We start from the raw sequence: 11,815 nt of genomic DNA on the forward strand, positions 1-11,815 counted from the left end.
CTCAGTGCAGCGTCGCCAGTTCGACGGGCGAATCCGACGGCAGCAACCCGTCGGTGACGGCGCGCACGTTGAGCAGGCTGAGGAAGATCGCCCCGTTGTGGTTGTCCAGGAAGGCGGTGTCGGCCGCGTCGCGCCCGGTGGCGATGCGCACCAGGCTGTCCCGCGGTGCCAGCAGCGTCGCGTCGACCACCCGCCACTGCCCCTCGACGAAGGCCTCGGCGACGGCATGGAAGTCCATCGGGTACAGGCCGGGGGCGTAGACCGACACCAGCCGGGCCGGCACCTTCACCGCGCGCAGCAGCGCGACGACCAGGTGGGCATAATCGCGGCACACCCCGGCGCCGGCCAGCATCGTGTCGACCGCTCCGTCGATCGGATCACTGGAGCCCGGCACGTACTGCAGTCGCCGGCCCACCCAGGACGACACCCGTTCCAGCAGACTCGCCGCGTCGCCGAGTTGGCCGAATTCGGTTCCGGCGAAACCGAACAGCTTGTCCGATTCGGCGTAGCGGCTGGGGCGCAGATACATCGACTGGTCGTACGGGGTGACCGGTGGCGGATCTGCGTAGCCGACGATCGTCGCCGCATAGTCGACCCGCAGATGGCCGACCCCGGCATCGAACTTGTGGATGCGGTTGCCGTGGGTGCCGCTGATCTCCAGCGGTTCGACCGGTTGCCCGTCCAGCACAAAGCTCAGCGACTCGGTCACCTCGGCGCCGGGGTGCGGCGCGACGGCGATCTGGAATTCGAGGGTTGTCGGAGCCAGGATGTCGACTTCGAGCTCGGCCGCGACGTCGCGTTGCATCACCCGATCATGCGGCAGGCGCGGCGAACATGCGAACCGGCGCCGGTGTGGTGCGTTACTCGGCCGAGTCGGTGCGGCCGGCGCGCCACCCCCGGTAGCCGCGGTGCGCGGCGAACGCACCGATGACGGCCGTCATACACCACACGGCGATGGCCACGTACACCAGCGGCGAGGACAGATCACCGACGGACGCCCCGAGCGCGGTGTAGACGAAAGCCCGTGGTGCCGACCCGATGAAGGCGCCGATCATCATCTGCCACAACGGAACCCCGAACGCACCGAACGCATAGGAGGCGGCGGCGTCGGAGATGCCCGGCACGAACTTCTGACCCACCACCGCCCAGAGTCCGCCGCGGGCGATCAACGCGTCGATGCGGTCGGCGCGCTCGGCGCCGAGCAACGCCCGGGTGCTGTCGCGCCCCGCCCGCCGTCCCGCGATACCGGCGATCGTGGCGGTGCCCACCGTCGCACCCAGGGTGACGAACGTCCCCAACACCGGACCGAACAACAGGCCGCTGCCGGCGGCCAGCAGGGGCCCCGGAACGAACACGCTGCCCAGCAGCGCGGACACCGCCACGTAGACCAGCGGGGCGGCCGGCCCGGTGGAGGCCACCGCATCGCGGATGTCGGTGATGTCGAGAATGCGGGCAACACCGATCAGATACCACAGCCCGAGCAGGAACCCGGCCAGCAGGACCAGCCGGACGATATGCGCTCGCCGGTTCGGGTTGACGACGTCGACGACGCTCACACCCCGATCAGAGAGTCGACCCAGCCGCGCGCGAAGTACAGCAGGAACCCCGCCGCGACCACCCACAGCAGCGGGCTGACCTCGCGGCCCTTACCGGCTGCCGTCCGCACGATGGCCCAGGAGATGAAGCCGACCCCGATACCGTTGGCGATCGAATAACTCAGCGGCATCACCGCCACCGTCAGCACCACCGGCAGGGCGACCGAGAAGTCGGCGAGGTCGATCTCACGCAGGTGCGAGGCCATCATGGCGCCGACGATGACCAGCGCGGCGGCCGCCACCTCGGTGGGCACGATGGCGGCCAGCGGCGTGAGAAACATTGCGGCCAGGAACAATACGCCGGTCACCAGGCTGGCCAGCCCGGTGCGCGCGCCCTCGCCGATACCGGCGCCGGATTCGATGAACACCGTGTTCGACGATGCCGAGGCCGCGCCACCGACCACCGCGCCCGCGCCCTCGACCACCAAGGCCGACTGCAGCCGCGGGAAGTTGCCGTGTTCGTCGGCGACCCCGGCTTGGCGGGACAACCCGGTGAAGGTGCCCATCGCATCGAAGAAGTTGGTGAACACCAGCGTGAACACCAGCATCACCGCGGCCAGGATGCCGATCCGCCCGAAGCTGTCCAGGCTGAATTCGCCGACCAGCGAGAGGTCGGGCACCGCGAACGGGGATCCGCTGAGCGTCGGCACCGACAGGCCCCACCCGCCGGGCTTCTCGGTGGCCGACCCCAGATGCCAGATGGCCTCGATGACAACGGCCACGACGGTGCCGGTGATCAGTCCGATCAGAATGCCGCCGCGGACCTTGCGGGCGACCAGGATGCCGGTGATCAGCAGCGTGAACACGAACACCACGGTCGGGATGCTGGTGACCGACCCCTCGCCCTGGCCGCCGAGACCGACCGGCGGGGACGGGCTGCCGGTGGAGGCCACGAACCCGGCGTCAACCAGACCGATGAACAGGATGAACAGACCGATACCTGCGGTGATGGCCAGTTTCAGCGGCATCGGCACCGCGTCGAAGATCATCCGCCGCAGCCCGGTGACGGCCAGCAGCACGATGATCAGGCCGTTGATCACCACCAGCCCCATCGCCTCAGGCCAGGTGAGCGAGCCCACCACCGAGGACGCCAGGAACGAGTTGATGCCGAGACCGGCCGCGAAGGCGAACGGCAGCCGGGCGACGACACCGAACACGATCGTCATCACGCCGGCGGCCAGCGATGTCACCGCCGAGACCTGGGTGAAGCCGAGCTGATTGCCCGCCACGTCCGGTGCTCCCGACAAGATGATCGGATTGAGCACGATGATGTAGGCCATCGCGATGAAGGTGACGACACCGCCGCGCATCTCGGAGGCGATCGACGACCCGCGCGCGCTGATTTCGAAGAAGCGGTCCAGCCGGTTCACGGTTCGACCTTAAGGTGCCCCGCGGGTGGGCGCTCGATGGCCCCGCCCGAATTCACCCAGGCCAGGAACTCGTCCGCCGAGATCACCGGCTTACCGAACTCGTGGGCCTTGCGGGCCTTACCGGACTGGGTGCCGGCCTCGGCGGTGACGAGCACCTCGCAGCGGGTCTTGGTCACCGTCTTCACCGCCACCAGCCCGGCCGCCTCGGCGAACGTCATCATCTGCTCGCGGGACACCTCGCGCCCCGCGGCGTCCTGCGCGGTGCCGGTGAAACAGACGCGCGCACCCGGCACCAGCACCGCGTCGATATCGGCACCGGCCGCTGCGGTCTGCACCGCGTCGTCGATGATCTCCACGCCGAGGATGCGCTGGGCGGCCCGCAACCGGGCCATCACCTCCTCGGTGAGCCGCACCCGGGTCGCCGCCGCCCGCAGCTGCGCGGCGACCGAGTGCCGTGCCGCGGCGATCCACGGGGTCACCTCTGCCGGTGCCGCCGCTACCTGCTCACCCAGCAGCGCGGGCCCGATCTGCCGGCTGACCTCCAGCAGCGCCGACAGGGCCGGTAGCGCCGCGGCCGTCGGGGTGGGCACCGGGTGGCTGCGGGTGACCAGATGCCCGGACAACGATTCCGGCGGGTCGCCGAACGGGGTGGATCCCGCGGTATCGACACCCGATTCGGTGAACTCGGCCAGCGCTGTCATCGCCTGGTCCAGCGCGGTGCCGCGGGTGCGCGGAGACCGCGGCAGATCCACACCGAGTGGCATCACCGTCACCTGGCCGAGGCGTTTGAGCTCGAAGTCGATCAGCCCGAGGGTGTCGTCGATGTTCGCGCCGACCGGTGTGCACCCGGTGAGCATCGGGGCGATGACACCCCACGCCTCGGCCAGCGTCGGTGCCAGCAGGATGTCGGACACGCTGATTCCGTAGGCCGTGCGGGCGTCGGCGAGGTCGCGTTGCGGGTTGAGCAGGCTGCTCACCGCCGTGCCGTCCGCGAAGGCGACGGCGATCTCCAGCGGACGCGGACGCGACAGGCGGCCCTCGTCGCCGACGGTCGATATGGCGATCGCACAGAACCGTTGCGGGGCAGCGCCGTCTCCGGTGCCCTGCAGGAAGCGGGCGATCCGGCGGTCGGTCTTGAGGTCCTTGGGCAGCACCGGCCGCTTGAGTACCAACCCGGCCATCGAGGTGCACCGGCTGAGCGCCACGTAGAGCTGCCCGTGCGAGAACATGCCACCGGTGAGATCGACGACCAGACGGTCCAGCGTCTGGCCCTGGCTCTTGTGGATGGTGATCGCCCAGGCGAGTTTGAAGGGCAACTGGGTGAACGTGCCGCAGACCTCGTGGCGCAGGGCACCGCCGTCCACGACCGGCTGGGTCGCCTCCCAGGTGAACAGCCCCACCTCGGCGCGGCTGCCGTCGGTGAACTCGACGACGACGGCGGTGTCGGGGCCGGCGACGCGGGCGATGACCTTGCCCAGTGTCCCGTTGACCCAACGGTCGGCCTGGTCGTTGTTGAGCATCATGATCTGGGCGCCGACCTTGAACCGCAGGGTTTCGTCGGCGGGTGGGTCGAACAGGCTCAGATCCCCGGTCTGGCGGGCGTGGTGCACGATCTCGTCGCCGGCGAGGCGCTCCAGCTGCTGACGGTTGCGCGCGGTCACCAGACGGTTCGTCGGGGCGAGGGTCAACCAGAACTCGTCATCGGGCGGCACGAAGTCGGGATCGGTGCGCGCGTTGAGTTGTTCGCGCGCGTGCCCGAGCAGCAGACCCTCGCGGATCTCGTTGAGAATCGCGGTCATCCGGTCATCGCCGAACTGGCGGAACACCGTCGTCAACGTGACGGTCGGGAACTCGTCGCGATGGAACGTGTCGGCGGAGAAAAAGTACGGCGTCCGGTAGCGGTCTGTGAAGAAGCCGGCCTCGGCCTCGGTGACGACCGGCGGCAGCTGGTAGAGGTCACCGACCAGGACGAGCTGCACACCGCCGAACGGGCTACCCGGGTCGGGGCCATAGCGGTGCAGTGCGGCGGCGATCTTGTCGAACAGGTCGGCGCGGACCATCGAGGCCTCGTCGATGATGAGGGTGTCCAGGGCCTTGAGGGTGCGGGCGAACCGCCCGGGGTAGTAACGGCCGGTGCTGATATCGGTGAGGGTGGTGGTGCTGGTGAAGCCGAACAGCCGGTGGATGGTGTAGCCCTGCACGTTGAGGGCCGCGATGCCGGTGGGCGCGACGACGACCACATTGCGATCCGTCTGGGCCATGAACCGGCGGATCAGTGTCGACTTCCCGGTGCCGGCCTTGCCGGTGAGGAAGACGTGGCTGCCGTGGGCCAGCAGGGCCATCGCGTCGCGGAATTCGTCGGTGAGGACGAAGTTGCGGGCGGGCACGCGACGATGGTGCCAGACGCTGTAACGCTGCGGCGCCCACGGCGATGAACTAGGCGAGACAGCTGCTGGGCCAGACGGCCGGTGTCGGGGGAGATGACTGCGAATCGCAGTAGTGGCTGAGAATTGCCCTGCTCCTGAAATCGAGGAGTCGATGCACGATGGGTGCAGCGCGTGAGGAGTTTCTGAGGCGTTCCATGGTGGCCGGACTGGCCTCGACCGTGGTGATATCGCTGACCGCACTCACCGCCGGCGTGGCGCCCGCGCTCGCGGATCCGGACACCGTGGTGACGACGACGGCGCAGGCACCGTCGGGTTCCGGCGGCTCGGAGGGGTCCGGCGGTTCGGGCGGTTCGGGCGGCGAAGGACGCGGCGGCCAGGAAGAGGCGCCGTCCGCCGCACCGGTCGCGACGCCGCAGGTGCCGGCCCAGCTACCCGCGGTCACCGAGGCACCGGCCGTCACCCAAGCGCCCGTCCCGACCGAGACACCCGTCCCGACCGAGGCGCCCGTCGTCACTCCGGCGCCCGTCGAGACGCCGCGTGCGACTCTCGCTCCCCAGCCGGTTGCCCCCGAGACGGTTGCCCCGAAGCCCGAGCCCGCGGTGCAACAGCCGACGACCACCACCACCAAGCGGCCGAGCACCCAGGTCACGACCGCCCCGGCGACCCCTTCCGCTCCCGAGGCCGCACCGAGCAGTGCGGCACCCGGCCCGGCCGCGGACGAGCCCGGGCGGACCGCACCGTCGAGTGCGGCGCCGTCGACCACCGAGGTGCCCCGGCCCGCCGGCGAGACACCGGAGTCCGCGCCGGCCGCCACCGAAACGGCCACCGAGACGGCCACCGAGACGACCAGCGAAACCTCGGCGGAGACGTCCAGCGCGGGAACGGCTCCCGAAACATCGCAAGTCGAGCAGCAGGCTGCGCGCGTCATCGAGACGCTGAAACCCGAGGTGCTCGACGCCCCGGCCGAAGATGTCGTGCTCGCCCGCAACGCCAAGCCCGTCGAGGTCAACCCGGAACCGGCCAAGGTGGAGGAACTCGCCCAGCTGTCATCGCTGATCGGCGTCGCCGACGAGCGCGACCGCCTCGCCGAGGAGCGCCGCGAACTCCGCGAGGACCAGCGCGAGTTGCGCGACGACCAGCGCCAGCTGCGCGAGGACCAACGCGAACTGCGCGCCGAACAACGGGATTGGGATCGCCGGGTACGGCAGTGGAGCCCCGACTGGGTGCAGTACGACGAGTTCTACCGGCCCATGATCGTCAACCCGTACCGGGATCCGGTGCGGATCGTCTACGAGTACCAGAACCAGCCCCGGGTGGTGACGATCCCGCCGTTGCAGCGGATGGTCATGTACGTCGCCGACCTCGCGGCATACAGCTTCACCGCCGTGGTGCTCAACACGATCAACACCGTGGTCAGCACCGCGGTGGGCGTCGCCGTGGGCAGCTTCTTCGGCGGTGGCTTCATCCCGACCATCGCGAACATCGGGGCCATCGCGCCGCCACCTCCGCCGCCGCTGTTCCGCTACGACAACGTGCCGGTCCAGGTGCGCTACTCGGACGCGGTGTACGAACCCTTCCGGGTGCAGCGCATCGTCGACGTCGGTGACGACGCGCGCTACGGCGAACGCCGGGTGCTGCTCGACGGGGTGACGCCGGCCTGGGGTGTGTGGAAGCAGAACGCCGCCGGCGAACGACAATTCGAGATACACCGCACCCAGCAGTACCCGGGTCTGGACACCCCGCGCGAGGGCCCGCTGCCCGGTGACTACCGGTTGCGGCTGGCCTCGGAGGAGGCGCCGTCGGGCACCGGTGGCAGCCAGACCGGGCTGATCGTCGCGGCCGTCGCGTGCGCGGTGCTTAGCCTGGGCGCCGTCGGGGCGGCCGGTCTGATGGGGCGCCGCCGGGTCTAAGCGGCAACGGTCGAGTGGCCAGTTATGACACGCCGATGAGCCAAAGGTGTGCCATAGCTGGCCACTCGGCGCATCAGGCGTGGACGTTGCGCAGGCCGACGCCCCCGCGCAGGCCGGAGCAGTTGACGCAGCCGACGCAGCCGACGCAATCGGTGCATGCCACGCACCCGATGCAGGCCCGGCACTTCCGACACGCCACGCAGCCCACGCAGGCGACGCATCCGACCAGGGCGGCGCACAGCAGCAGGAACGCGCTGCCCACCACGGCGAACCCGCCGGCCACCCCGGCGCTGCCACCGGTGCCGATCGACCCGGCGACGCCGGCGCTGTTCACCGTCGCGATGCACCCGGCGACGCCGGCGCTGCCGACGGTACCGATCGAACCGACCACTGCGGCGCTACCCACGGTGCCGATCGACGCTTCGGTCGCACTGCTGCCGACGGTGCCGAGTGAGTCTGTGCGCGTATCGATTTCGTCCATCAGTCGGCGCCCTTCCCGTTGTCGACGCGGTACACCGCGCCGTGGATCGCGGCCGCGTCGTCACTGGCCAGAAACGCGATCGTCTTGGCGACGTCGACCGGATCCATCATTCCGCGCGGCGCGGCGATCCGCATGATCAACTCCCAATCGGCGTCCTGCGGCGCGGAGAACTCGGTCACCTGAGCGGTGAGCATGCCGCCGGGGCAGACCGCGTTGACGCGGAGCTTCTCCATGGTGAACTCCACGGCCAGCGCGCGGGTCAAACCGATCAGCCCGTGTTTGGCCGCGCAGTACCCGGCCGAGTACACCTCGCCCTCGACACCGGCCACCGAGGCGACGTTGACGATGTTGCCGCCGGATTCCAGCAGGTGGGGCAGCGCGGCCCGGCTCAGGTAGAACGGGCCGTTGAGGTTGACCGCCAGGTCGAGATCCCAGTCGGCGTCGGTCACCGACGCGGTGCGCCGCATCTGGTGAAAACCCGCCACGTTGGCCAGCACATCGATGCGCCCGAAGGCCGCGACGCAGTCGGCCACGGCCTGCGCGCAGGCATCGGCGGTGCCGATGTCATAGGAGCCGAACCTCCCGCCCGGCACCTCGGCGAACACCTCGGCCATCCGGTCGCTGTCGCGGGCCACGCCGTACACCGTGGCGCCGCGTTCGGCGAACAGCCGGGCCGTTGCCGCACCGAGCCCCGCCGACGCGCCTGTCACCAGTGCCACTTTTCCGTCCAATGAGGTCATGTCCGTGACTCTCTCACGGGGCAAACCGCGAACGCGCCCGAGGCGTCCTGCAATACTGCGAGGCGTGAACATACTTCGCGGGTTGTTCAGTGCCGCCCTCCTGGTTGCTGCCATGGTCGGATTCGCGGCGCCGGCCCAGGCCCAGCAGCAGGTGCTGGAGGGGGTCTACAACTACCACCAGGAGGGCGTGGCCGAGGCCGGGACCTGGACGATCTACCCGGTGTGCGTGCCGGTGGTGGGTGACCTTCGTGCGGAGATCCGTGACCCGGTCGCGTGCATCCTGCACGTATCCGGCACGCCGACCAGCTGGGTCACCGGCGGTGACGCCAAGCTCACCGGCGGGCAGTGGGCCTATTCGGTGAACAAGAAGGACGGTCTGACCTGCCCGGATGGCAGCACCGCGCCGACTTTGACCACCGTCAAGTTCAACACCGACACCATGAGCGGCACCACCAGCGTCGCGCACAACCAAGTGTGCGGGATGCCGGCGACCATCGAGACCACACCGTTCACCCTGAGCTTCCGGGAGCCGCTGCCCATCCCGGTCCAGCAATACCCGCTCTACTGCGAACCCGGCGGCCTCAGGCGCTGCTTCTAGTGACCAAGCGAGTCGTGGTCTGGGGTACCGGCTTCGTCGGGACGATGGTGATCGCCGAGATCGTGCGGCACCCGCAGTTCGAGCTTGTCGGGGTGGGGGTGAGCGCCCCGGCCAAGGTGGGCCGTGACGTCGGCGAGATCTGTTCGCTGGGAGCGCCGTTGGGATTGACCGCCACCGACGATGTCGACGCGCTGATCGCCCTGAAACCCGACGCCCTGGTGCACTATGGGCCGACGGCCGCCCAGGCCGACGCGAACATCGAGCTGATCACCAAATTCCTGCGGGCCGGTATCGACGTCTGCTCGACCGCGATGACCCCGTGGGTATGGCCGAAAATGCATCTGAACCCGCCGAACTGGATCCAGCCCATCACCGATGCCTGCGCCGCCGGCGGGGCGTCCTGCTTCACCACCGGGATCGACCCGGGCTTCGCCAACGACCTGTTCCCGCTGACCCTGATGGGACTGTGCGCCGAGGTCAAGACGGTGCGCGCCTCCGAGCTGCTCGACTACACCCACTACACGGGGGATTACGAGTTCGAGATGGGCATCGGCCGCCCGCCCGGATACCGCCCGCTGCTGGAGAGCCCGGAGATCCTGATCATGGCGTGGGGCGCGACGGTCCCGATGATCGCCCATGCCGCCGGCATCACCCTCGACGAGATCACCACCACCTGGGAGAAATGGGTGACCCCGACCGACCGCGAGTCCGCGAAGGGCGTCATCGAGGCGGGCAATGTGGCCGCGGTCCGGTTCACCATCAACGGCCGGTTCCACGGCGAGACCCGTATCCAGCTCGAGCATGTCAACCGGATCGGGCTCGATGCCGCCCCGGACTGGCCGACCGGCAACGACAACGACGTGTACCGCGTCGATATCGAGGGCACTCCGAGCATTTCGCAGGAGACCGCCTTCCGGTTCACCGACGGCTCCGGGCGCGACGCCGCCGCGGCGGGCTGCCTGGCCACCGGGCTGCGCGCACTCAATGCGGTGCCCGCCGTCAACGATCTGCCGCCGGGCTGGGTGACCGCCCTGGATCTGCCGCTCATCCCGGGTGTCGGCACCATCCGCTGAGTAACGTGCACGGCGCGGCGGGCGATGTCGACGGTGTGAGTAACGCACCGGTGGGGCTGTCGATCGGTGCCACCAATCTGACGGCCGTCGCGGTGGGCCGCACCTCGCTCACCCGGCCGGCCCAGGTCGGCGTGCCCGGCCGGGAACTCACCGATTTCGTCGACCGGGTGGGTGACCCGGTGGCAATCCTGGCGCCCGACGGATCATCGCACCGCCCGGAGACGCTGCTGGTCGAGGCGTTGCGCGCGATGCTGCCGGGCGTGGGCGGCGCATCGCAGCTCGGCGTCACCCATCCGGTGCACTGGCGTCCGGCCGCGATCGATGCGCTGCGGGCGGCACTGGCAACGGCACCCGAACTGGCCGGCGCCGCACTGGTCGACGACGCCAGTGCCGCCGCCACCGCGCTGGCCGACCACCCGGGTCTGCCCACTCGGGGTGCCATCGCGGTATGCGATTTCGGTGGGTCGGGCACCAGCATCACCTTCGTCGACGCCGCCAACGGCTACCGCCCGATCGGGCCGGTGGTGCGCCATCTGGAACTGTCCGGGGCCATGGTCGACCAGGCCCTGTTGCGTCGCGTGCTGGCCGATCTGCCGGACTCCGCGACCGGGGCGGCGGGGACGTCGGCGCTCGGTTCGCTGTCGCGGTTGCGCGACCAGTGCCGGGCGGCCAAGGAACGGTTGTCCGATGTGGTCGCCACCGCGCTGCAGGTCGATCTGCCGACGCACCGGGCCGAGGTGCGGCTGACCCGCGACGAGCTCGATGCGCAACTGCGGGCCCCGTTGGCCGAATTCGTGCTGGTGTTGCGGGATGCCATGCAACGCAACGCTATCCGTCCGGGTGACCTGGCGGCCGTCGCGAGTGCCGGTGGTGGCGCGCGGATCCCGGTCATCACCACCACGCTGTCCGAACACCTGGGGATACCGGTGATCACCGCACCCTATCCGGCCTTGTCCGCGGCGATCGGGGGCGGCCTCACGGCGGTGGCTCGCGCCGGCGGCGACGCGGTCACCGCCGTGGCGACCGCTGCGCCGGTGCTCGCCGCCCCCGCGGTACCGGCATCCAGCCCGCCGCAGTTGGCCTGGTCGCAGGACACCGGCGCCATCGCCGAACCGGTGCCCTACGCCGGCCCGGTGCACGACCCCCGCCCGGAAGTCCGGTTCTCCGCCGATGACGCGTCCGAATCCGTTGCCGCCGTGTTTGTTCCGTGGTATCGCCGTCCGCACGTCCTGCTCGGGCTCGGTGCCGCGGTGGTGCTGGCGGCCGCCGTCACCGCCGTGGTCCTGCTGCAGCACGCCGACGACACTCCGGCGCCGAACCTCGATTCGACGTCCACCACCGCCGTGCCGGCGAGCCCGGAAACATCCGCGCCGGCACCCGCACCGCAGACCCCGGCGCAGACCGGCACCGTCGCCCCGCCGCCACCGGCGACGCAGGCGCCTCAGCCGGCGAGCGAGGCGCCGCCACCGGCGACACAGGCCCCCGAGCCGGCAAGTGAGGCGCCCGCGCCGTCCAGCACGGAAGCGCCACCGCCGCCGCCGCAGACGCAGACGCCGCCGCCGGCCATCCCGACCATTCCCACCATCCCGCCGATTCCCACGATTCCCGGTCTGCCGCCGTTCATTCCTCAACCCGGGCAGCTGGTTTCGCCCTAGCCCCGG

10 protein-coding genes are annotated in these 11,815 nt (G+C 70.1%); 4 read left to right on the forward strand and 6 right to left on the reverse strand.

Annotation, left to right across the window (positions count from 1 at the left end; all coding sequences use genetic code 11):
• Nucleotide 1 precedes the first annotated feature (1 nt).
• Genes A7U43_RS13000 through A7U43_RS13015 form a run of 4 tightly spaced genes read right to left on the reverse strand, consistent with a single transcriptional unit; the run spans nt 2 to nt 5,307 of the window.
• Nucleotides 2–805, reverse strand: a complete 804-nt coding sequence (locus tag A7U43_RS13000; protein ID WP_068002591.1) for a transglutaminase-like domain-containing protein — start codon at nt 803–805, stop codon at nt 2–4.
• A 55-nt stretch (nt 806–860) separates the two neighbouring features.
• Nucleotides 861–1,556 (reverse strand): TVP38/TMEM64 family protein, encoded by a 696-nt coding sequence (locus A7U43_RS13005; protein WP_067995702.1) that lies wholly within the window; start codon nt 1,554–1,556, stop codon nt 861–863.
• Nucleotides 1,553–2,965, reverse strand: a complete 1,413-nt coding sequence (locus A7U43_RS13010) for an NCS2 family permease (RefSeq protein ID WP_067995703.1) — start codon at nt 2,963–2,965, stop codon at nt 1,553–1,555. The genes A7U43_RS13005 and A7U43_RS13010 overlap by 4 nt, the downstream gene beginning before the upstream one ends.
• Nucleotides 2,962–5,307 (reverse strand): AAA family ATPase, encoded by a 2,346-nt coding sequence (locus A7U43_RS13015; protein WP_068002594.1) that lies wholly within the window; start codon nt 5,305–5,307, stop codon nt 2,962–2,964. Before A7U43_RS13015 ends, A7U43_RS13010 begins: the two co-directional genes overlap by 4 nt.
• Before the next feature lie 203 nt (nt 5,308–5,510).
• Here A7U43_RS13015 and A7U43_RS29670 point away from each other — a divergent pair, with 203 nt between their 5' ends.
• The gene (locus A7U43_RS29670; protein WP_067995704.1) at nt 5,511–7,262 is read left to right on the forward strand and encodes a hypothetical protein; all 1,752 of its coding nucleotides are present in this window, start codon (nt 5,511–5,513) and stop codon (nt 7,260–7,262) included.
• Between the two features lie 73 nt (nt 7,263–7,335).
• On the opposite strand, the gene A7U43_RS13025 is transcribed toward A7U43_RS29670, so the two are convergent.
• Nucleotides 7,336–7,743 (reverse strand): hypothetical protein, encoded by a 408-nt coding sequence (locus A7U43_RS13025; protein ID WP_067995706.1) that lies wholly within the window; start codon nt 7,741–7,743, stop codon nt 7,336–7,338.
• The gene (locus tag A7U43_RS13030) at nt 7,743–8,483 is read right to left on the reverse strand and encodes an SDR family NAD(P)-dependent oxidoreductase (protein ID WP_067995707.1); all 741 of its coding nucleotides are present in this window, start codon (nt 8,481–8,483) and stop codon (nt 7,743–7,745) included. The genes A7U43_RS13025 and A7U43_RS13030 overlap by 1 nt, the downstream gene beginning before the upstream one ends.
• 64 nt (nt 8,484–8,547) lie before the next feature.
• Here A7U43_RS13030 and A7U43_RS13035 point away from each other — a divergent pair, with 64 nt between their 5' ends.
• The 3 genes from A7U43_RS13035 to A7U43_RS13045 are packed head-to-tail and all read left to right on the forward strand — an operon-like array spanning nt 8,548 to nt 11,809.
• Nucleotides 8,548–9,081, forward strand: coding sequence for a hypothetical protein (locus A7U43_RS13035; RefSeq protein WP_067995710.1), 534 nt, complete (start codon nt 8,548–8,550; stop codon nt 9,079–9,081).
• A gap of 44 nt (nt 9,082–9,125) precedes the next feature.
• On the forward strand, nt 9,126–10,154 hold the full coding sequence (locus A7U43_RS13040; protein ID WP_068002600.1) for an NAD(P)H-dependent amine dehydrogenase family protein: 1,029 nt from the start codon (nt 9,126–9,128) through the stop codon (nt 10,152–10,154).
• A 35-nt stretch (nt 10,155–10,189) separates the two neighbouring features.
• Nucleotides 10,190–11,809, forward strand: coding sequence for an Hsp70 family protein (locus tag A7U43_RS13045; protein WP_082902411.1), 1,620 nt, complete (start codon nt 10,190–10,192; stop codon nt 11,807–11,809).
• Nucleotides 11,810–11,815 lie beyond the last annotated feature (6 nt).

This window comes from Mycobacterium adipatum (assembly GCF_001644575.1).
Lineage (GTDB): Bacteria > Actinomycetota > Actinomycetes > Mycobacteriales > Mycobacteriaceae > Mycobacterium > Mycobacterium adipatum.